This is a genomic window from Streptomyces aculeolatus, assembly GCF_020400605.1.
In the GTDB taxonomy this organism is placed as follows: domain Bacteria; phylum Actinomycetota; class Actinomycetes; order Streptomycetales; family Streptomycetaceae; genus Streptomyces; species Streptomyces aculeolatus.
Genome location: NZ_JAINRD010000004.1, coordinates 294,997 through 316,595 on the forward strand (window position 1 = coordinate 294,997; position 21,599 = coordinate 316,595).

The window sequence follows — 21,599 nt, forward strand, 5'->3', positions numbered from 1 at the left end:
CTCGAACGGTCGAGGATCGCGTGTCCATTGCGCGGTGGTTTCGGCCGGTGAAGGTATTTGTGGGCTTCCCGGCCGCCGTCGTTCCGGTTGCGTTAAGTAGCAGGTCACCCGGCGTGCCAAGGCTCCGAGTGTACGGGTGACCCACCCGCGTCGAAGCCTCCCGCTCATCCCCCTCAGGAGCGCCGATGCACCGCGAAAGCACGTCCACCAGGCCCCCCGGCCCCGGCCGGCGCGCCGTCCTCCTGGGCGCCGCCGGGGCCGCGGGCGCGGCCGCCGGGCTCGGACCGGCCCTCGGCCCCGGCCAGCCGCAGGCGACCGCGCGGTCCGCCGGGCCGCCGGCGCTCGCCTCGCGGGCCGGTGCCCGGGGGCTGGCGCCCGGCGGCCCGCCCGCGCCGTCGTCGGCGGGCACCACGCTCCGTACGACGGCGACGGCCATGGGCTCCGGCGGCTACCGGCAGCTCGCGGAGGGCGCGGGCTGGCCCCGGGTCGTCCGCGCCGAACTGGGCGCCCCCGGCGCGCGCCGCCAGGACACGCGGACCGCGCTCGCCGCCTTCGTCCAGCTCACCGACCTGCACATCGTGGACGTCCAGACGCCGCTGCGCTCCGAGTACTTCCGCGAGCGCGAGGGCGACGGCTGGCGCCCGCAGGAGGCGCTGAGCGTGCCGGGCGCCGTCGCGCTCATCGAGCGCGTCAACTCGCTGACCGCGGGGCCCGCCACCGGCCTCGCGCTCGGCTGCGCCGTGACCACCGGCGACAACACGGACAACAACAACGGCCTGGAGCTGGAGTGGTACCTCACCGCGACGAGCGGCGGGCGGATCGTGCCCAACAGCGGTGACCCGAGGTCGTACGAGGGCGTGCAGAACAGCGGCGTCGACCGCTACTGGCACCCGGAGAGCCGGCTGCGCGACGCCGACAAGGCACTCGGCTTCCCGCTCGTGGACGGCTTCCTCGAAGCGGCGATCCGGGAGGTCGCCAGCCCCGGGCTGCACCTGCCCTGGTACTCCACCGTCGGCAACCACGACCTGCTGCCCGGCGGCTGCTACGCGGCCCGCCAGCCGTACTTCGCCGAGTACGCGGCCGGCGACCGGAAGCTGATGACGCTGCCGGAGTCCGTCGCCGGGCCGCTGTTCGACTCCCTGCGCGCGGGCACCGACCCGCGGGGCGAGGCGTTCGCCGAGATGCTGCGCACGCAGCGGCACCTGATGCGTACGGTCACGGCCGACGAGCGGCGCGTGCCGTTCACGTCGCAGGAGTACGTGGCCGCACACCTCCAGGAGCGGTTCACCGGGGCGGGGCCCGTGGGCCACGGCTACACGGACGCCCACCGCGCCTCCGGCGAGCTGCACTACGACTTCGTGCTCGGCGAGGCCGGCCCCGGCGTCGTCGGCATCAGCCTGGACACCACCGACCAGGGCGGCGACTACCGCGGCTCGCTGGGCACGGCGCAACTGCGCTGGCTGGAGCGGAAGCTGACGCAGCACGCGGGCTCGTACGTCGTCGTCTTCAGCCACCACACCAGCAAGTCGATGAACAACACGACGCCCGACCCCTTCCGGCCGGACGACGAGCGGCACACGGGGGCGGAGCTGCTGGAGGTGCTGCTCGCCCACCGCAACGTGGTCGCGTGGGTGAACGGGCACAGCCACCGCAACGAGATCACCCCGCACGGGGACACCGCGGGCGGGCTGTGGGAGATCACCACGGCCTCGCACGTGGACTTCCCCCAGCTGGCCCGCGTGGTGGAGCTGGCCGACAACGGCGACGGGACGCTGTCGCTGTTCACGACGCTGATCGAGTCGTCGGCCCCGTACCGCGCGGACGGCGCGGAACTGGACCAGGCGGGCCTGGCGTCGCTCTACCGCGAACTGGCCCTGAACGCCCCGCACTCCCCCCGCCGCCGCGCCCTGTCGGGCCTGGAGACGGACCGCAACACGGAGTTGCTCCGCACCCGTTGACCCCGGCCGCCCGCCCGCCGGGAGGCCCGGGGGCCCGGGGGCCGGTGGATGTGCCCCCGGCCCCGGGCCGCCGTCGCGGCTCCGCGCCGCGCTCCCGGCCGGCCGGTCAGCTGGGGAACATGGCCGTGGCGTTGACCCAGGTGCCGGTGATCGCGCCCGCCCGGTCGGAGGCGAGGAACGCGGCCAGGTCGGCGATCTCCTTCAGGCGCGGGGAGGCCGGGAGCATGCGGAGGTTGTCGAGGGTTTCGAGGATGCCGCTGAGCGCTTCCGGGGTGGCCATCGCGGGGTTGACCGCGCCGAGCTTCTGCGGGGTGAGGGTCTCCGGGACGCCGGCGGCCCACAGGCCGGCGGTGCGGACGCCGCGGGGGCCGAGCTCCTGGGCGAGGGAGCGGACGAGGGTGTCGATCGCCGCGTCCGCGGGGCAGGTGCCGCCCATCATCGGGCTGGTGTGGGACGAGCCGCTGTTGAGCGCCAGGATGACGCCGGAGCCCTGCTCCGCCATGCGCCTGCCCGCGGCGCGGGCGGTGAGGAAGTTGGTCGTCAGGCCGCGGGTGACGCAGGAGACGTAGTCCGCGGGGGACATGTCGATGAGCGGGGTGCCCTGGACGTCGTCGCGGGTGATCAGGTTGATGCTCACGTCGATGGAGCCCGCCTCCGCCGCCACCCGGGCCGCGTGCTCCTCCACGGCCTCCTCGTCCAGCGCGTCCACGACGGCGGCGTGGGCGGTGCCGCCGGACTCGGTGATGTCCCTCGCCACCAGCTCGACGTTCGCCGCGTGCCGGCCGGTGAGGTGGACGCGGGCGCCCTCGCGGGCGAAGGTGCGGGCGACCGCGGAGCCGATGGAGCCGCCGGCTCCGTAGACGATCGCGTTCTTGTTCTGCAGCAGCATGGTCTCTCCTGGCTGTCGTCATCGTGCGGTGTCGGCCATTGAGACGCACGCCGGCCGCGGCAGTCATCGCTCCCCGCCCGGCACCGGCCGGTGTTCCCCCGAATGCACCCCGGTGGTGGCAGGCGGACGCCCACGGCCCGCAGAGCGGCACTCCCTGCCGGACCCGGTGCTCAGAGCGTCATCGGCAGCCCGAACGCCGGCAGCAGGTGCGGCTCGAACGTCGTGATCTCGGCTATCCGCCCGGCTCCGGCGGTGCCCCCGGTCACCCGCAAAACCTCCAGCGTCTGCGCCCGGTACACCGTCGTCCCCGGACGGCGCACGTAACCGGCGACCGCCGGGCGGCCGTTGGCGCGCGTCCGCACATGCCGCCAGTCCCCGAAGAAGGCCGGCAGGGCCGGGTCGAGCGACTGGGAGACGAAGTCCACGATCGCCTGCCGCCCGACGAACCAGAACGGGTTCGGCGGCATCGTCAGCTTCGCGTCCTGGGTGAGCAGAGCCGCCATCGCCGCCATGTCGAGCCGCTCCGCCGCCTCCCGGTACCGCTCGACGGTCTCCAGCTCCGCGCGCGTCGGCGGCGTGACCGGGGCCCACTCGGCGCGCTCGCCGGCGGGCAGGTGCGCGCGGAGCGCGGGCCGGGCGCGCTGCAGGGCGCTGTTCACCGCGGCGGTGCTCAGGTCGAGGAGGCCGGCGGTCTGCGCGGCGGGCAGGCCGACGACGTCGCGGAGGACGAGCGCCGCCCGCTGGCGGGGCGGCAGGTGCTGGAGTGCGGCGAGGAAGACCAGGTCGACGGTCTCGCGGGCGACGGCCTGGGCCTCCGGGCCGGCGTCGGCCGCGGGCACGTCGGCCAGCAGCTCGTCGGGGTAGGGCTGGAGCCAGGTGATGCGGGTGGGCGGCTCGGCGTCGCCGTGGGCCATGCCGGGCAGGCGCTCGTAGCGGGCGGGGGTGCGGGAGTGGCGGCGGAGGTGGTCGAGGCAGGTGTTGGTGGCGATGCGGTACAGCCACGCGCGCAGGGCGGCGCGGCCCTCGTAGGTCTCGCGGCGGCGCCACGCCTTGAGGAACGTCTCCTGTACGAGGTCCTCCGACTCGTCGTACGAACCGGTCATCCGGTAGCAGTGGACCTGCAGCTCGCGGCGGTACGCCTCCAGCAGGCCGGCGAAGTCGGCCTCGTCCGCCTCGTCGGGGGCGACGGGGGCGGCGGGAGGCGGCTCCTCATTCGTCACGGGCCGCGGCGTGACGTTTTCCGCGGGGACGCCCTCCGCCGTAACGGCCCCCGGCGTGACGTTTTCCCGGGCGCCGTCCTCCGGGGTCCCCACCGCGTCCCGCGCCGTGCGGGCGATGCGCCGCAGCCGCCCCACCGACGACGACAGCTCCGTCACCTCCGCGTAGAACGCCTCCGGCGGCTGCGGCGAGAGCCGCCCGGCGCGCTCGGCGACGTCCGAGATCAGCTCGCGCACGGAGCCGGCCGCCTCGGGGGCGCGGCGTCCGCGGTACGCGCGCTGGCGGCAGGCGGCGGAGCAGTAGACGGTCGTGCGGCCCCGGCGGCCGGCGCGGGGCGGCAGGGGCCCGCCGCAGGCCGCGCACGTGTCGTCCCGTACGGACACGGTCCCTCCCCGGGTCGGCGCCGGCGTCGGCGTCACGCGGTGCGCGTGTGACGCAATTCTGCCAGCGGCCGCCGACACCGGACCTGACGTCGGATTCCCGCCAGCATCCGCGGCCCGCGGCGCACAGCCTTGGGGCATGACGACGACACCGGAAGCCCTCGCCGCCCACCCCGCCGCCCCCATCCCCCCGGCCGTCCTGGCCCGGCTCCGCGAAGCCGACGACGCCGGCCGGCCCGCGCGGCCGGTCACCGACGGCGAGGGCGGGGCCCCGCTGCGTTGCTGCCTGCGGCGCAGCCGGGCCGGGGAGCGGATCGCCCTCGTGTCGTACGCGCCGCTGCGGCGGTGGGCCGCCGGGGCCGGGGTGGATCCCGGGGCGTACGACGAGCAGGGGCCGGTCTTCGTGCACGCCGGGCCCTGCGGCGGCCCCGGGCCCGGCGGCGGGTACCCGTTCACCGAGACCGCCGGCCTGCGGGCGTTCCGGCGCTACGACGCCGAGGGCCGGATCAGCGGCGGCGCCGCGGTGCGGCTGCCGGCGGACCCGGCCCAGGCCCAGGCCGCGGTGGGGCAGGCGCTCGCGGAGGCGTTCGCGGACCCCGGGGTGGCGCTGGTGCACGTGCGGGCCGTGGAGTACGGCTGCTTCCTGTACGAGGTACGGCGCCCCTGAGCCGTCCGCGCGCGAGCGGCGCGCCGCGGGGCTAGCGTGAGAAGTGCACAAATCCACGCAATAACCCCCAGCCCAGAGGAGGCGACCGATCATGACCGTACGACCCGAAGGCGCACCCACGTGGGCGGACGCGACCTTCCCCGACCTCGAGGCCGCGAAGAGCTTCTACGCCGACGTCTTCGGCTGGACCTTCGAGGACGGCGGCGAGGCCTCCGGGCACTACACCCAGGCCAAGGCGGACAGCGGCGTGGCCGCCGGGCTCGCGCCGCCGATGCCGGGTGCGGAGAAGGCCCCGGCCGGCTGGACGCTGTACTTCGCCACCCCCGACGCCGAGGCCACCGCCGGGCACGTCGGCGAGCACGGCGGGCGGGTCGTCACGGGCCCGATGGAGGTCGGCCCGTACGGCACGATGGCCATCGCCGAGGACCCGGACGGGATCCGGTTCGGGCTGTGGGAGCCGGGCAGCCACGAGGGCTTCGCCGCGATCGGCGAGCCCGGCACGTTCTGCTGGGCCGAGGTCGACACCAACAACCCCGAGCACGCCGACGCCTTCTTCCCCGAGGTCTTCGGCTACCGGGTGCGCAAGATGCAGGACGACAACATGGACTACGCCGTGTGGAGCGCCGGCGACGGCGACCCGCTCATCGGCCGGGCGGAGATGAGCAGCGACGTCTTCCCCGCCGGGACGCCTCCGCACGTGGGCGTCTGCTTCGCCGTGGACGACTGCGACCGGGCCGTGGAGACGACGCGGCGGCGCGGCGGCAGCGTGACGTTCGGGCCGCAGGACTCGCCGTTCGGGCGGATGGCGACCCTGGAGGACCCGCAGGGCGCGTCGTTCACCGTGATCGACGTCAACCGCACGGTCGGCGACATGCCGGACTTCGCCTGAGGCGGGCGGCGGAGACCGGGGCCCGGGTGCCGAGGCGCCCGGACCCGGCCCGCCGGGCTCCGTACCCCCGGCGCGCGCAAAAGCGCCCGCTCCGGGTACGGAGCAGGCGCCTGCGCGCGGCGCGGCGGACGCGCCGGCGTCAGCTCTTCTTCTTCTCCGCGGCGACCACCAGTCCGGCGATCACCGCGAAGGCGACCAGCGGGGTGAGCACGAAGAGACCGAGGGTCTCCGCGACGCTCAGCCCGGGGCCCGGGTCGTCGCCGTCGTCGCGGTTGAGCGCGGAGGCGGCGGGGGACGACATCAGCATGATCAGCGCCGTCCCGGCGGCGAGTGCACCGGCGCGCAGGGTCTTCTTCCTGTCCACGTGCAAACCGTAGCGAACACCGCCGCGGACCGCGCGCCCGGGGTCGCCTAACGTGCGGCGTCCGCCACGGGCGGCTCCCCGGCCGTGCTCAGATGCGCCGTCACCGCCAGCAGCCGCGGCGTGCCGCGCGCCTCGTCCACCCGTACCCGCAGCTTGTCCGCCGTCACCGGCTCGGCCAGCGGCAGGATGCGGTACGCGCCGATCGTGGTGCCGTCCGCTACCTGCGTCCACTCCCCCGTCGCCGGGTCCCGCGCCTCCACCGCGAAGCGCTCGACGCGCTGGCCGTGCCGGATGTCCTCCGCCACCCGGACCCGGTCGAACGCCTGCGGTCCGCGCCGGTCCAGCACGTCCCCGCCGTAGACCGCGCGCACCCGGTCCCCGAAGGCCCGCAGCTCGCGTACGTCCTCGGGGGCGATCCGGCCGTCGCGCGCGGGCGGCACGTTGAGCAGCAGCGGGGCGTTGCGGCCCACGCTCTGCTCGTACAGCGCGAACAGCTCGTCGGCGGTCTTCGGCCGCTCGCCGGGGTGGTGGAACCAGCCGGGGCGGTTGGAGACGTCCGCCTCCGCCGGGTACCACTGGAGGTACCGCACGCCGTCGGCGAGGAGCCTGGCGCGCGAGCCGATGTCGGGGTCGGTGGAGTCGTTGGGCAGCGCGCCGTGGGTGGACCAGGGGTCGACGGTGTGCGGGGTGACACTCCACTCCGTCTCGCGGGCGGTGCCGCGCTCGTTGCCGACCCAGCGGACGCCCTGCGGGCCCTGGAAGACGACGGTGTCCGGGGAGAGCGCGTGGATCAGCTCGTACCACTGCCGGAAGTCGTACTCCTGCGTGATGCCCGCGTCCCGCCACGGGTTGGCGCCGTCGAGCCACAGCTCGTCGATGGGGCCGTACTCGGTGAACAGCTCGTAGACCTGGTTCAGGTAGAACGCGTCGTAGTCGTTCGCGCGCACCGTGAACGTGGGCAGCCGCCCGGCCGCGACGTCGTCGGCGCGGTCGTCGCCGTCGGTGAGGGTGGGGATGGTGTGGGTGCGCACGGGGCTGCCGTTGCCGTAGCGGCCGTGGCCCGAGGGCGGGCCGCCGTCCGCGAGCGCGGTGCGCTCGACGCCGGTCAGCGGCTCGCCCGCCTCCTGCTTCTCCCGCAGCCGCTCCAGCCAGCCGGCGTGCCAGGCGTGCGGCAGTTCGGCGCCGTCGGACGGGGAGAGGTAGACGCCGACGCCGAGGCCCGCCTTGCGGGCTTCCCTGACATACGTGCCGAGGAGGTCGCGGCTGTGCGGGCTCGCGGCCACGGAGTGGTCGGAGTAGCGCGTCGGGTAGAGGTTGAAGCCGTCGTGGTGCTTGGCGGTGAGCATGGCCATCTCGGCGCCCATCGCCCGGTACGTGCGCATCCACTGCGCGACGTCGACGCGCCCCGGGTCGAAGAGCGCCGGGTCCTCCGCGCCCGAACCCCACTCGCGGTCGGTGAGGGTGTTCATGCCGAAGTGGGTGAAGGCGGTCACCTCGCGGCCCTGCCAGGCGAGTTGGCCGCGGGTCGGCACGATGTGGGCGGCCTTGGCGAGGATGCGCTCGGGGGTGTCGCAGTCCTCGACCGTCATCTGGGAGGCGGGCTCGATCGGCCGGGTGCACTCGTCGGCCGCGGCGGCCTGCTCGCGGGTCGCCGGCAGCAGCGCGGTCGCCGTGAGGGCGACGGCCGCGGCTCCGGTGCCGACGGACCGGGCGGCTCTATGCACGGGGCTCCACCTCGTTCGTACGCCCGCACTCCGCGCCGGCCCCTCCGCCGGAGTCCGCACCGGCCTCCGCACCGGATTCCCCGCCGGGCCCTTGTCCGGGCTCCTCGCCCGGGTCCGCGCCGTTCCCGCCGCCGAGTTCGCGCACCACCTCCGCCAGCAGCCGGTGCGTCCGCGGCGCGTCCGCCAGTTCCTCCAGGAGCAGCGTGCGGCCGTCCGGGTCGGCCACCGGCAGCCGCCAGTCCGGGTACTCCCCGGCCGCGCCCGGCACGTGCTGCGGGCGGCGGTCGCCGGCCGCGTCGGGCAGCCAGACGGCGACGAGCCGCGCGGGGGTGCGGGCGAGCAGGCGGTACAGGCCGGTGATGACGGACGCCTCGTCGGCCCGGCCGCCGGGCAGCAGCCGGAGCCGGTCGAGCAGGTCGAGCCACGTGCCGACCTCGACGGCGTCGGCGGCGCGGGCCGCGGGCAGCGGGGCGTCGACCAGGCCCAGTTCGTGGCGGAGCGCCAGGTGCGCGCCGCTGAGCCGGGCGGCGGTGGGCGGCAGGTCGTGGCCGGTGACGGTGGCGAGCGCGTCGGCCCGCCAGCGCTCCGGGGGCAGCGGGCACGGTATGCCCGCGGCGGTCTCCGGCGCCGGCTCGCGCTGGGTCCACAGCACGGACGTGCCCAGCACGCCGCGGGCCGCCAGCGCGTCCCGTACGCCGTCGTCCGCGGGGCCGCCCTGGTCCTCGGCGATCACCGGCGTACCCGCCCGGTGCGCCTCCAGCGCCAGCACGCCGAGCATCGCCGCCGCGTCGTACGAGACGTACGTACCCTCCGCCGGCGGCCGGCCCGCCGGCACCCACCACTGCCGGAACAGCCCGCCCGCGTCCCCGACGCGCAGCGCCCCCGCCCGCCGCAGCGCGGCGCGCAGCACCGAGCGGTACGGGCCGTAGCCCGCGGCGGCCAGCCGGTCGGGCCGCCACACCGGCACGCCGCGGTCGGTGCCGCGGGCGTCGGGGGCGTCCGGCGGGGCGCCCGCCGTGCAGCCGGCGGCCATGACGGACTGCTCCGCCCAGGCGTCGGCGCCCGAGGGGTGCACGCCGGCCGCGAGGTCGTGGACGACGCCGACGGCCATGCCCGCGTCGCGGGCGATGCGCTGGGCGCGCCAGAGCTGGTTGTCGGTGAGCCAGGCCAGCCGGCAGTGGAAGTCGATGCGGTGCAGCAGGTCGTGCCGGGCGCGGGTGGTGGCGGTGGAGCGCGGGTCGGCGAGCCCGCCGGGCCAGGAGCGCCAGTGGGGGCCGTGGATCTCGGCCAGCGCGCACCAGGCGGCGTAGTCGTCGAGGGGCTGGCCCTGCTCGGCGAGGAAGTGGTGGTACGCGACGCGCCGGCCGGGCGTCAGCTCGACGCGCAGCAGCAGTTCCAGCGCGGCGCGCTTGAGCCGCCACACCTCGTCGCGGTCGATGAGCCCGCCCTTGGCGCGTACCGACTCGCGCAGCGCGGCGGCGCGGCCGGCCAGTTCCGCGGCCTGCGCGCGGTCGTCGGGGGCGAGGTAGCGGTACTCGGGTATGTCCTCGATCCGCAGGTGCACGGGGTCGGCGAAGCGCCGGGACGAGGGCCGGTACGGGGACGGGTCCGCGGGCCGGTCCGCGGCGCCGGGCACGGCGGCGTGCAGCGGGCCGAGTTGGACGAAGTCCATGCCGTGGGTGCGCGCCGACCAGGCGGCCAGCTCGGCGAGGTCGCCGAGGTCGCCCATGCCCCAGGAGCGGGCGGACAGCAGCGCGGGCAGCCGGAGCGCGAGCCCGGCGCCGCGCCGGCGCGGCTGCGGCAGGCGCGCGGGGGCGGCGATGACGGTGGCGGTGGCGGTGCGCCCGTCGGGGGCGGTGGCGGCGAGGGTGTGCACGCCGAGGGGGATCGGGGCGCGCGGGTCGAGTGCGGCGCCGTCCTCGCCGGCCAGGGCGGTCTCGGTGCCGGGCGGCAGCGGCCCGGGGTCGAGGCGGGTGCCGGGCGGGGGCGTGAGGGTCGCGGGCAGGAGGCGGTCCCGCTCGGCCTTCTCGTACGCCGCGAGCGCCGCGGCGACGGCGGCGGGCCCGGAGGCGTCCACGCCGAGCGCGGCGAGGACCGCGACGAGGGTCTCCTCGGGCACCTTCAGGGCACGGCCCGGGGTGCGTTCATACGAGACCGCGACTCCGTGCAGCGCAGCTAACCGCGCCAGAGACATGCCACCCCCAGGTGGTATGCGACGTCATCGGCTCCGGACTCACCCGCAAAAACCGGTCGGGGGCCCCGGAGGGTCGCCGCCGGGGTGAGCCGGCAGGCTGATCGTACTGCGGCGGCCGCGCGCCGTCAGCAGGCCGTCACGTGAAGTGAACGGGCGGCAGCGGCTCGCTGATGAGGTTGTCGTCGGCGGCGAGCGGCGGCTCGCTGGTGAGCGGGGTGCCCGCGGCCAGCGGGGGTTCGCTGGTCAGCGGCAGCTCGGCGCAGGAGCAGGCGCCGGCCAGGCCGTAGTCGGGGTCGGCGCCCTCGACGGGTTTGAGGTGATGGTCGTGGCTGACTTCGTACGGAGCGGGAGCGGCCACCGCGGGTCCTCCTCGATCGACGGCTGGTCACGTCCGCCGCTACCCGATCAAGGGCCCGGCAGTCGTGGCGACACGCGTTCGTGCCATACGTCACAGTACCCGGAACGGGCGATTTCACTGTAACGGGCCCCACAGAACGCAAGAGCTGGGGCACGTGCGCCCCCGGGACCCGACTTTTTCCGCCGGCACCGGGAGGACGGAAGACGGGTGCCGCGGCCGGCCGCGGCACCCGTCCCGCGCGGGTAGGGCACAGGCCCTAGCCGCGGCGGACCTGCTCCAGCGGCAGGTGCAGCACCGTCCCGCCGCGGGGGGCGCGGTTGTCGGCGGCGAGCCGCGCGACCTGCCCGGCGTCGAGGGCACGGTCCAGCAGCCACACCTCGTCCACGGCGCCGACGAGCGGGTTGTTGATCCCGCCCGTGCGGGCACCTGCCCGGATGCCGGTACGGGCGTTCGCGGAGACCGAGCCCGCGACCGGCCCCGAGGCGGCGGCGGGGGCCCCGTCCACGTAGAGGGTGACTCCCGCCTCGTCGCGGGTGAGCGCGACGTGGTGCCACCGGCCGTCGGCGAAGTCGCCGGGGGCGGAGACGAAGGTGTTCTCGGATCCGGTGTTCACGTGGCCCCGGATGCGGTTCTGGTCCGGCTCCAGCCGGATCCACCACTTGGCGTCCGCGCCCTCCTCGGAGTGCGCCCAGAGCACGGCCTGCTGCTGCTCCCCCTCCGTGCTGCGGAACCAGGCGGCGGCGGTGAACGGGCCGGTGCCGAACGCCAGCTCGTCGGCCGCCGGCGTCTCGACGTAGTCGCCGGCCAGCCCCAGGCCGCGGCCGAAGGGCCCGCCGACGCGCTCGGGGGTGCCGCTGACGACGGCGTCGCGGCGGTGGCCGGAGGCGTCGGGCGTGGTGGCGGGCCGCGGCGGCGGGGTGTTCAGCAGCGGGGCGGGCACGTGCGCGTACGTGATCCGCCGGTGGTACGGCTGCAGGCCGTCGCCGACGGGCGTGCGGTCGCCGTTCTCGTAGAGCACGCCGACGCCGTCGGCGGCCGGTACGAGGTCGGAGTAGCCGGCCGGGCCGTCGTGGACCTGCGGTCCTTCCCGCCAGGTGGCGCCTTCGTCGCGGCTGGTGCGCAGGGTGAGGTTCTCGCGCGCGGTGGCGTGCCGGGGCGCGGAGAACACCAGCCGCCGGGCCGGGTCGGAGGCGGCCGGGAGCGTGGCAACGGCGCCCTGGACGACGGGCGCGAGGAGGTCGGGCACCTCGCGGTACGGGGTGTCGAAGGTGGCGCCGCCGTCGCTGCTGAGGGTGGCGGCGCGGGACCCGGGGCTGCTGCCGTGCTGGTCGCGGGTGTTGAAGTAGACGGTGCCGTCGGACAGTTCGGTGGCGGAGGTCTCGTTGGGGATGACGGTGCCGTCGGTCACCTCGTCGACACCGCCGAGGTGCCAGGTGGCCCCGCCGTCGTCGCTGTAGAGGGCGTGGCCGCCGAAGAGGTGCTTGTCGGGGCAGGCGCCGCCGGGCTCGGGGGCGCGGGAGTGGTTGCCGGGGATGACGAGCCGCCCGGCGTGCGCCCCGCGGGTGAGCTGGGTGCCGTGGCCCGGGCCGCCGACGAAGTGCCGCCACTCCGGCCGCTTGACGTCGGCGGTGATCTCCCGCGGCTCTGACCAGGTGGCGCCGTTGTCGTCGCTGTGCTGCACGAAGGAGCGCCGGGTCTCCTCGGCCGTCGCCCGGCCGCAGATGACGTCCTCGCCGGAGACGCCGCCGCCGGTGCGGGTGGTGTTGAGCAGGACGCGGCCGGTGGCGCGGTCCACGACCGGCACGGGGTTGCCGAACTTGTTGCCGCCGTCGTCGGCGACGACGGACAGCCCGCCCCAGGTGCGGCCGCCGTCCCGGGACCGCTTGAGCACGAGGTCGATGTCGCCGTCGTCGCCCGGACCGTCCACCCGGCCCTCGGCGAACGCGAGGAGCGTGCCGTCGGCGGCCTCGGCGACGGCGGGGATGCGGAAGGAGTGGTAGCCGTCCTCGCCGCGCTCGAAGACGGTGGCGTAGGCGATGCGCGGACCGGGCCCCGGCGCGGCCGGCCTGTCCGGCGCCGCGGCCGCGGGCGCGGCGGCGGCCGGTACCGCGCCGGCCAGCAGCAGCCCGCAGGCGGCGAGGCCGGCGGCTCTCAACGGCCCTCTGCGGCGGGCGGACGGGCGGGTGGACGGGGGAACGGGTGCGGACATGGTGCTCCCTTCAGGGATGGGTGTCACCGGAGGAGGTCCAGGCGGCGGGGCCGCCGGCATCGAGGGCGCGGCGGACGGCCGCCGCGTCGTGCGCGCGGGGGGCGGCGCGCGGATCGCCGCCGGGAGCCGCGGCGGCGGGGCCGCGGCCGGGGACGCGCGGGGCGTTCTCGTCGAGGCGCGGCGGCACCGGGGTGTCGAAGACCGCCCACCGCCACAGCGCCCCGCGCAGCTCCGCGGTGGCGTCCGCGCAGGCGGGGTCGGCGAGCCGGTCGGTCAGCTCGTACGGGTCGGACGCCAGGTCGTACAGGGCGTCCTCGGCCGGGTCCGCGGCAAGCAGCAGCTTGTGCGTACGGGAGCGGGCCATGAGCACCCGGCCGCGCCGGCGGTCCTCGGCGAAGACGTACCGGTCCCCGGCGGCCGGCCCCGCGAGGTCGCGCCCCGGCAGTGCGCCGGACGCGGCGGCGCCGCAGGCGGCGAGCACCGTGGGGGCCACGTCGACCAGCGAGGCCGGGATGTCGCTCACCTCCCCGCGGCGGTCGCCGCCGCGGGCCCCGGCCGGGTACTTGACCAGCAGCGGCACCCGCACCAGCGGGTCGTACATCGGGCCGTCCTTGAGCAGCAGGTGGTGGAAGCCCAGGTACTCGCCGTGGTCGGAGGTGAACAGCACGAGGGTGTCGTCGTAGAGCCCGCGCCCGCGCAGCGCGTCCAGCAGCCGGCCGACGTGGTGGTCGAGCTGGGCGATGGAGCCGTAGTAGTGGGCGAGGACGGTGCGCAGCACCGGCTCGGTCAGCGGACCGTAGTCGAAGTACGCGCGGGCGTACGGCAGGTCGGCGTCGGGGATGGCGGGCGTCCAGCCCGGCGGGAGCGCGAGCGCGGCCGGGTCGTGGAGCGCGTCCCAGGGGGCGGGCGGATCGAAGGGGTGGTGGGGTTTGACGAACGAGACGTGCAGGAGCTGCCCGCCGCCGCCGTCCCACGCGTCCAGCTCCCGCAGGGCGCGCTCGGCGATCCAGGTGGTGGAGTGCCACTCCTCGGGCAGGTCGGAGCGGCCGGTGCCGTACGTGTCCCGGTAGCCCGGCGGCGCCTGGGGGCGCAGGGCGAGTTCCTGGTCGAGCAGGTCGACGACGTCGGCGAGGCCGGCGGCGCGCAGTTCGCGGTGGTAGTCGTCGTCGTACCGGCCGGGGCCGTGCTGTTCGGCGAGCTGGAGGCGGTCGTAGCCGACGTCCAGGTAGGTCGGGGTGAAGTGCATCTTGCCGACGGCGGCGGTCCGGTAGCCGGCGCGGCGCAGGGCGCGGGGGAAGGTGTCGAGGGCGGGGTCGAGGGTGCTGTGGTTCGTCCAGCCGCCGTGCTGGTGGGCGTAGAGGCCGCTGAGCATGGCGTAGCGGGAGGGGGTGCAGACGGGGTACGGGCAGTACGCCTCGGTGTGCCGGACCCCGTCGGCGGCGAGCCGGTCGAGGGCGGGGGTGCGGACGTCGGGGTGGCCGGCGGCGCCGAGGCAGTCCCAGCGGTACTGGTCCGCCTGGATGACCAGCACGTTGGGGCGGGCGCGGGACGGGCCCGGCGGCGCGGGGTGCGGCCCGGTCACGCGGACGGCCCGTCCGGGAAGCCGATGCGGTCGAAGTCGGCGCTCAGGGCGGCGAGCTGGGCGTCGTCGAGCGTGCCCAGCGGCTCCCGGCACGGGCCGCAGTCCACGCCCGCGAGCCGGGTCGCGGCCTTGAAGCCGGGCAGCTCGCCGGCGTGCCGGGAGGCGGCGTCGATGGCGGCTTGGGCGAGGAGTTGGCAGGCACGCGCCCGGTCGGTCTCGCCGCGTTCGAGATGGCGGACGAGCCGCAGGTAGACGGGGGCGGCGAAGTTGTAGGCGGAGCCGATCGCGGCGCGCGCCCCGACCCCGGCGGCGGCGAGCAGCAGCCGGGCGCTGCCGAAGTACATCTCGTGGGTGTCCCCGGCCCGTTCCAGACATCGCTGGAAGTCGGCCAGGTCGTTGTCGGCGTACTTGATGCCGGCGAAGGTGGGGATGCGCCGGGCGGCCTCCGTGAGGAGTTCGCTGGCCGGCACCTGCACCCCGGTGACGGACGGTATGTGGTAGTAGATGAACGGCAGCCGGGGGGCCGCGGCGGCCAGCGGGGCGAGGAAGTCCGTGAGCGCGGCGGCGTCCCGGGGCCGGTGGAAGTAGGGCGGGACGGCGGAGACCGCGCGGGCGCCGCTCGCCTCGGCGTGGGCGGCGAGGGCCTGCGCCTCGGCGAGGCTGGTGTGGCCGACGTGCGCGATGACGTCCATCCGCCCCTCCGCCACCGCGCACCACCGCTCCAGCAGCGCCATCCGCTCGGCGACGGTGAGGGAGGCCCCCTCGCCGGCGGTGCCGCCGACGTACACCGCCGGGCAGCCCCAGGCCGCCACCGCGTCCGCCTGCTCGCCGACGGTCTCCAGATCGAGGCCGCCGTCGGGGCGGAAGGGGGTGAACACCGCGGTGAGCAGGCTCATCACCGGGCTGCCTGTGGCGTAGTCGAGCGCTTTCATACGAGACCTTTCTCGGAGGACGGGGGTGGCTGGGCACGGGCACGGCCGCGGGGGCCGGCGGGCGTCCCGGCGGTGGGCCGGGCGGACGGGCGGGTCAGGCGGAGGGGAGGACGGAGCGCGGCGGGCAGGCGGGTGGGCGGACGGACAGGACGGACGGCCGGACGCGCGAGGAGGACCGGCGAGGCGGACGGAGAGCGGACGGCCGTGACCGGACGTGCCGAGCGGCGGGCGGGCCGGGCGGCGGCGGGGCCGCGGGCAGCGAGGCGCCCGCCGGCGGCGCCCGGGCGAGGCGTCCCTCGCCCGGCGCCCCACCGCCGGCCGCCCGGCGACCAGCGTGCGACGGCGACCGCCGGCTGCCCGGCGGCCCTCACCACGGGGACCACCGCCCTACCACCGGGCCGACTACCGCCGCGCGATGCCCCCCCGGCGACCACCCCCGGCCGCCCCCGCTACGCGGTATCGGTGCGGGTGAGGTCGAGGAAGTCGCGCTTGTCGACGGCGTAGCCGCTGACGTTCCGCTCCAGCGCGGCCAGCGAGGGCCTGGTGGCGATGCCGACGGCCCACGCCTCGTCGACCAGGACCTCGTTCAGCTCCGCGTACGCCGTGGCCTGCGCGTCGGGCGTGAGCGCGGTGCGGCTCGCCTCGACGGCGGCGGCGTAGCGGGCGGGGACGCGGGCGCCCATCATCACGTTGTCCTCGGTGGGCAGCATCTGCCGCCCGCGGGAGATCAGCGACGGACTCTGCAGGTTGTTCGGCTGCGCCGCGATGCAGCAGTCCAGCTCGCCCGCGAACAGCGCGTCGAGGAACGCCGTCTCCTCCATCGGCTTGAGCGTCAGCTCGAAGCCGATCTTCTCGAAGTCCGCCTGGATCGCCTGCACGATGTCCTTGGCACCCGGCTCGGGACCGAACGCCGCGGTCGCCTTGCGCGGCCCGCCGGCGGCGTCGAGCATCTTCCTCGCCGCGTCGAGGTCGAAGCCGTGGGAGTCGAGGTAGCCGGCGTCGAAGGCCGGGGACTCCGGCATGAACGCGGTGTAGACGGGCTTGCCGAGCCCGAAGCGCACCTGGTCGATGATCCGTTCGCGGTCGATCGCGCGGGCGAGGGCCTGGCGCACCTTCTTGTCGGCGAACGGCGGCCGGGCGCCGTTCATGAAGAACAGGTCCATCCGGCCCGCGCCCTGGACCAGCTCGTAGCGGTCGCGCAGCCGGTCGGCGTTGCGCAGTGACAGGTACAGCGCGCCGTCGAGGTCGCCCGACTCCAGCGCGCTGACGAGGGACTCCTCGTCGCGGAAGAAGCGGAACTCGACCTCGTCGAGCCGCGGTTCGCCGCTCTTCCAGAAGTCGGGGTTCTTCTTCAGCCGCAGCAGCCGGTCCCGCCGGAAGTCCTCCATCAGGAACGGGCCGGAGCCCGCCGGCTCCTTCTCCAGCACGGCGACGTCGTTCCGCTTCGCCGGCACCAGTGGGAAGGCGAACATCCAGTCCAGGACCAGCTCGTCGGGCACCGCCTCGGCGAAGTCCAGCCGCACCGTGCGGTCGTCCTCGGCGGTGGCCCGGTCGATGAACGCGGTCGTCGCGGCCAGCGTGAACCCCGCCTCCGGGTCCTTGGCGCGCTCGACGCCCGCGACGACGTCGGCGGCGGTGACCGCCTGACCGGACTGGAACTCGCTCTTGCGGAGGGTCACGGTCACGGACTTCTTGTCGCCGGCGAACTCCCACTTCGAGGCGGCGGCGGGCGTGGCCGTGTAGTCGTCGGTGTAGTCGAGGAGGTAGGCGTAGAAGGTGTGGATGTGCAGGGCGGTGTTCGTCTGGTACGGGTCGAACTGCATGATCTGCGTGGTGCCGAGGGTCAGCCGGCCGGACGCGTCGCCGGACCGGCTGCCCTCGCCGCAGGCGGTCAGCAGCGGTACCCCGGCCAGCGAGCCGGCTCCGGTCAGACCGGCGGCCTTGAGCAGGGAACGCCGGCTGAGCCGTGGCGCGGGTCGTGCCATGACAGGACTCCTTTGACGTAGTGCGAGCGCGGGTGTCGGGGGGAGCAGGGTGCGGAGGAGTCGGTGCGGAGGAGTCGGTGCGGCGGTCAGGCGAGCCGGATCCGCGGGTCGAGGTAGGCGTAGAGGACGTCGACCAGCAGGTTGAGGCAGAGGAAGGCGGCCACGACGAAGAGCACGCCGCCCTGCACGACCGCGTAGTCGCGTTCGCCGATCGAGGTGTAGAGGAGCCGGCCGAGGCCCGGGTAGTTGAAGACGGCCTCGATGACGACGGTGCCGCCCAGGAAGCCGCCGAGCTGGATGCCGACGACGGTGACCGTCGGCAGCGCGGCGTTGCGCAGCGCGTGCCGGCGTACGACGTACCGCTCCGGCACACCCTTGGCGCGCGCGGTGCGGATGTAGTCCCGGCCCATCACCTCGTGCAGCGAGGCGGCCAGGAAGCGTGCGAGGACGCTGGAGGCGTGCACGGCGACCGCGAGCGCGGGCAGGATCGTGGCGCGTACCGCGCCCGCCGGGTCGCTGAACAGCGGCACGTAGTCGCTGGCCGCGGGGAGCGCGCCGAGCTGCACGGCGAAGACGATGATGAGCAGCAGGCCGAGCCAGAAGGCGGGGATCGCGAGCCCGGCGGTGAGGTACGCGTCGGCGGCGCGGCCGGCCCAGGAGCGGGGGCGCAGCGCGACGACGGTGCCGACGGGGATGCCGATGAGCAGGGTGAGCGCCATGGCGAAGGCGGCGAGCTGCCCGGTGGCGGGGACGGTGTCGAGGAGCGTGGAGCGGACGGTCTCGGCGGAGAAGTACGAGTCGCCGAGGTCGCCGGTGACGGCGTTGCCGAGCCAGGTGACGTACTGCTGGACCACCGAGTCGTCCAGGCCGAGCCGCTCGCGGGTGGCGGCCAGTTCGGCCGGGGCGGCGTCGGGGCCGGTGAGGACCGTCGCCGGGTCGCCGGGCAGCGCGAAGACGAACGCCCAGACCGCGAGGGAGCCGAGGAACAGCACGAGGGCGAACTGCAGCAGCCGCCGGATGACGTACGCGTACATTCAGATCGTCCCTTCCCGCGCCCCGCCGGCCACGGCCGTGCCGAAGGCGCGTTGCAGCCCGCGCCCCACCCGGTCGAGGCAGAAGACGGTGAACGCGAGGCAGAGCCCGGGGAAGACGCCGTACCAGGGGCTCTGGTGCAGGTACGAGCGGGCCTCCTGGAGCATCCCGCCCCAGGAGGGCGCCGGCGGCGGGGTGCCGAGGCCGAGCAGGCTGAGACCGGACTCGACGACGACCGCGAGCGAGGCGGTGACGACGAGCTGGACGAGGATGGGGCCGAGGACGTTCGGCAGCACCGTGCGCACCATGGTGTCGGCGGCCGGTGCGCCCATCCCGCGGGAGGCGACGACGAAGTCGCGCTCCCTGATGGAGAGCGTGGCCGCGCGGGTGAGCCGGGCGAACTCCGGTACGGCGCCGATGCCGATGGCGAGGACCAGGTTCAGCCGGCCGGGGCCGAGGACGGCGATGATGACGAGCGCGAGCAGGATGCCGGGCACGGCGAGCAGCAGGTCGGTCAGCCGCATGGCGACGGCGTCGGCCCAGCGGCCGACGTAGCCGGCGACGAGGCCTAGCGGCACGCCGACGAGCGCGCCGAGGGCGGCGGCACCGAAGCCGACGAGCAGCGAGGCGCGGGTGCCATGGATGACCCGGGAGGCGATGTCGCGGCCGAGTTCGTCGGTGCCGAGGAGGTGGGTGGCGGAGGGGCCGAGCAGGTTGTCGGCGCCCTGTTCGTTGGGGTCGAAGGGGGCCGCCCAGGGGGCGAGGAGGGCCAGGAGTACGAGCAGCAGCAGCCCGGCGGCGCCGACGAGCGCGGAGCGGGAGCGGGCGAAGCGGCGGGCGGCGGCGAACCGGGGCGCTCCCGCGGGCGGGCCGGCGGGGGTCTTGGCGAGGGCGGCGTCCGTCACGAGTGCACCTCGTCGCGTACGGGGCCGGCCGCGCGGGCGGCGGCACCGCGCAGCGTCTCGGCGAAGTGGCAGGCGGTCAGGCCGCCGTCGACGTCGCGCAGCACCGGCTCCTCGGCGGCGCAGCGCTCCTCCGCGAACGGGCAGCGGGTGCGGAACCGGCAGCCCGACGGCGGGTCGGCCGGGCTCGGCACGTCGCCCCCGAGCGGCGCCCGGCGGCGGGTCCCGCGGCCGGCGGGGTCGGGGGCGGGCACGGAGTCGAGCAGCGCGCGGGTGTACGGGTGGCGGGGGTTGCCGTAGATGCGCTCGGCGGGGCCGGCCTCGACGATCCGGCCGAGGTACATGACGGCGACCTCGTCGGCGACCTGCCGGACGACGGACAGGTCGTGGCTGACGAAGAGGTACGCCATGCCGGACTCGTGCTGGAGGTCGGCGAGGAGGTTGAGGACCTGCGCCTGGACGGAGACGTCGAGTGCGGAGACCGGTTCGTCCAGGAGCAGCAGCCGCGGCCGCAGCGCCAGGGCGCGGGCGATGGCGACGCGCTGGCGCTGCCCGCCGGAGAACTCGGCGGGGTAGCGGTCGGTGTGCTCGGGGCGCAGGCCGACGCGGTCGAAGAGGTCGAGCACGCGCGTGCGCCGCTGGGGGCGGCTGAAGCCGCCCGCGAGGCGCAGGGGTTCTGCGACGTTGTCGCCGACGCTGAGCCGGGGGTTCAGGGAGGCGAAGGGGTCCTGGTAGACCATCTGCACGCGCTGCCGGATGCGCCGCAGTTCGCCGCGGTTCGCGCGGACGAGGTCGTGCCCGGCGACGGTCAGTTCCCCGCCGCTGGGCTGGACGAGCCGCAGCAGCATCCGCGCCAGCGTCGACTTCCCGCACCCGGACTCCCCCACGAGCCCGAGCGTCCGCCCGGCGGGTATCCGCATGGACACCCCGTCGACGGCGTGCACGTACCCGGAGGTGCGGGCGAAGACCCCGGTACGGACGGGAAAGAGCTTGCGCGCGTCCCGCACGTCGAGGGCGACCCCGCCGTCCGGCGGTGCGCCACGCGGTGCGGCGGCGCCGGACCCGGCAGCCGACCGGCCGTCCGGGTCCGGCGCACGACTGCCGTCCGGCCGCGGGCCGGACTTCTCCGGCTCACCGTGCCGCGACGGAGTCATGCCCTGCACCCCGGCGCCGCCGTCCGCCGCGCCCGCGGCGGCCGCCGCGGCGTCCCGACCGGGTCCCGCCGCCCTCGGGGGCGGGCCGGCCTCGTCCGGGTAGTGGCACGCGCTCAGGCCCGCTCCGGTCACGACCGGCTCCGGGCGCTCCTGCGCGCACCGCGCGCGGTCGTGGCCCACCGGGCAGCGCGGGGCGAACGGGCAGCCCGGGACGGCCTCGATCAGGTCCGGGGGCCGGCCCGGTATGGGCGTGAGGCGGTCGGCGCGCACGTCGAGGCGCGGCAGCGACGCCAGCAGGGCCGCGGTGTACGGGTGCCGGGGCCGGGCGAAGACGTCGTACACCGTGCCCGACTCGACCACCCGCCCGCCGTACATCACGCACAGCCGGTCGGCGGTCTCCGCCACCACCCCCAGGTCGTGGGTGATCAGCACGGTCGCCGCCCCGGTCTCCCGCGCCGCCCGCCGCAGCACGTCGAGGATCTGCGCCTGGACGCTGACGTCGAGCGCCGTGGTCGGCTCGTCCGCGATCAGGACCCGCGGCCGGTTGGCCATCGCCATCGCGATGACCGCGCGCTGGCACATCCCGCCGGAGAACTGGTGGGGGTACGCGTCGTACCGCCCGGCGGGGTTCGGCACGCCGACCTCGTCGAGCAGCTCCACGGTCCGGGCCCGCGCGGCGGGCGCCGTCAGCGCCCGGTCGTGCACCCGCAGCGCCTCCGCGATCTGGTCGCCGACGCGCTGCACCGGGTTGAGGGCCGTGCCGGGGTCCTGGAAGATCATCGCCACGTCGCGGCCGAGCACCGCGCGCAGTTCGGCCGGCGGCAGCGCGAGCAGGTCCGTACCGCCCAGCAGCGCCTGCCCGGTCACCCGCCGCACGTTCCCGGCGGAGAGCAGCCCCAGCGCGGCCAGGGCCGTGACGCTCTTGCCGGAGCCGGTCTCGCCGACGACGCCGAGGGTCTCGCCGGCGGCGACGTCGTAGCTCACGCCGTCCGCCGCGCGCACCACGCCGGCCGGGGTGTCGAACTCAACGGTCAAGTCCCTGATGCTCAGGGCCGACCCTGTGTCTGGTGCCACCGGCTCCCCCTATGGGAACGTTCAGAGCCTGCAAGATATCCTACAAGTTCGGGACCGTAGGTTCACGGTGCGCCGCTGTCAAGAGCCG

At 75.9% G+C, this 21,599-nt stretch carries 16 protein-coding genes; 3 read left to right on the plus strand and 13 right to left on the minus strand.

Annotated elements, in window-relative coordinates; genetic code table 11:
• The first annotated feature begins 185 nt into the window (after positions 1-185).
• The gene (locus LG396_RS09930; RefSeq protein ID WP_225794431.1) at positions 186-1,958 is read left to right on the plus strand and encodes a TIGR03767 family metallophosphoesterase; all 1,773 of its coding nucleotides are present in this window, start codon (positions 186-188) and stop codon (positions 1,956-1,958) included.
• A 106-nt stretch (positions 1,959-2,064) separates the two neighbouring features.
• Here LG396_RS09930 and LG396_RS09935 read toward each other — a convergent pair whose 3' ends face one another.
• Together LG396_RS09935 and LG396_RS09940 are read right to left on the minus strand one after the other, a co-directional pair.
• A complete protein-coding gene (locus LG396_RS09935) occupies positions 2,065-2,847 on the minus strand; it encodes an SDR family NAD(P)-dependent oxidoreductase (RefSeq protein ID WP_225794432.1) in 783 nt (260 codons plus the stop codon).
• 170 nt (positions 2,848-3,017) lie between these two features.
• Positions 3,018-4,448: an RNA polymerase subunit sigma-70 gene (locus LG396_RS09940; protein ID WP_225794433.1), complete on the minus strand. Its 1,431-nt coding sequence runs from the start codon at positions 4,446-4,448 to the stop codon at positions 3,018-3,020.
• A 136-nt stretch (positions 4,449-4,584) separates the two neighbouring features.
• Here LG396_RS09940 and LG396_RS09945 point away from each other — a divergent pair, with 136 nt between their 5' ends.
• Entirely contained in the window at positions 4,585-5,112 is a 528-nt protein-coding gene (locus LG396_RS09945; protein ID WP_225794434.1) for a DUF1203 domain-containing protein, read from the plus strand.
• A 91-nt stretch (positions 5,113-5,203) separates the two neighbouring features.
• A complete protein-coding gene (locus tag LG396_RS09950) occupies positions 5,204-6,001 on the plus strand; it encodes a VOC family protein (RefSeq protein ID WP_225794435.1) in 798 nt (265 codons plus the stop codon).
• Between the two features lie 139 nt (positions 6,002-6,140).
• Here the strand turns inward: LG396_RS09950 and LG396_RS09955 are convergent, their stop codons facing one another.
• The 11 genes from LG396_RS09955 to LG396_RS10005 all read right to left on the minus strand — a co-directional run bounded on the left by LG396_RS09955 (position 6,141) and on the right by LG396_RS10005 (position 21,472).
• Entirely contained in the window at positions 6,141-6,365 is a 225-nt protein-coding gene (locus tag LG396_RS09955; protein WP_018834246.1) for a hypothetical protein, read from the minus strand.
• A 47-nt stretch (positions 6,366-6,412) separates the two neighbouring features.
• The gene (locus LG396_RS09960; protein ID WP_225794436.1) at positions 6,413-8,089 is read right to left on the minus strand and encodes an alpha-L-fucosidase; all 1,677 of its coding nucleotides are present in this window, start codon (positions 8,087-8,089) and stop codon (positions 6,413-6,415) included.
• Positions 8,082-10,283: a 4-alpha-glucanotransferase gene (locus LG396_RS09965; RefSeq protein WP_225794437.1), complete on the minus strand. Its 2,202-nt coding sequence runs from the start codon at positions 10,281-10,283 to the stop codon at positions 8,082-8,084. The genes LG396_RS09960 and LG396_RS09965 overlap by 8 nt, the downstream gene beginning before the upstream one ends.
• 136 nt (positions 10,284-10,419) lie before the next feature.
• Positions 10,420-10,641 (minus strand): hypothetical protein, encoded by a 222-nt coding sequence (locus LG396_RS09970; protein ID WP_037752677.1) that lies wholly within the window; start codon positions 10,639-10,641, stop codon positions 10,420-10,422.
• A 256-nt stretch (positions 10,642-10,897) separates the two neighbouring features.
• Positions 10,898-12,850, minus strand: a complete 1,953-nt coding sequence (locus LG396_RS09975; RefSeq protein WP_225794438.1) for a sialidase family protein — start codon at positions 12,848-12,850, stop codon at positions 10,898-10,900.
• Between the two features lie 10 nt (positions 12,851-12,860).
• Complete coding sequence (locus tag LG396_RS09980) at positions 12,861-14,432, minus strand: sulfatase family protein (RefSeq protein WP_225794439.1); 1,572 nt, start codon at positions 14,430-14,432, stop codon at positions 12,861-12,863.
• Complete coding sequence (locus tag LG396_RS09985; protein ID WP_225794440.1) at positions 14,429-15,364, minus strand: dihydrodipicolinate synthase family protein; 936 nt, start codon at positions 15,362-15,364, stop codon at positions 14,429-14,431. The genes LG396_RS09980 and LG396_RS09985 overlap by 4 nt, the downstream gene beginning before the upstream one ends.
• 449 nt (positions 15,365-15,813) lie before the next feature.
• Entirely contained in the window at positions 15,814-17,349 is a 1,536-nt protein-coding gene (locus tag LG396_RS09990) for an ABC transporter substrate-binding protein (protein ID WP_225794441.1), read from the minus strand.
• 86 nt (positions 17,350-17,435) lie between these two features.
• On the minus strand, positions 17,436-18,383 hold the full coding sequence (locus LG396_RS09995) for an ABC transporter permease (protein ID WP_037752686.1): 948 nt from the start codon (positions 18,381-18,383) through the stop codon (positions 17,436-17,438).
• Positions 18,384-19,286 (minus strand): ABC transporter permease, encoded by a 903-nt coding sequence (locus tag LG396_RS10000; RefSeq protein WP_225794442.1) that lies wholly within the window; start codon positions 19,284-19,286, stop codon positions 18,384-18,386.
• Positions 19,283-21,472 carry a dipeptide ABC transporter ATP-binding protein gene (locus LG396_RS10005; RefSeq protein WP_308190082.1) on the minus strand — a complete coding sequence of 730 codons (2,190 nt, stop codon included), beginning with the start codon at positions 21,470-21,472 and terminating at the stop codon, positions 19,283-19,285. Before LG396_RS10005 ends, LG396_RS10000 begins: the two co-directional genes overlap by 4 nt.
• Positions 21,473-21,599: the final 127 nt, after the last annotated feature.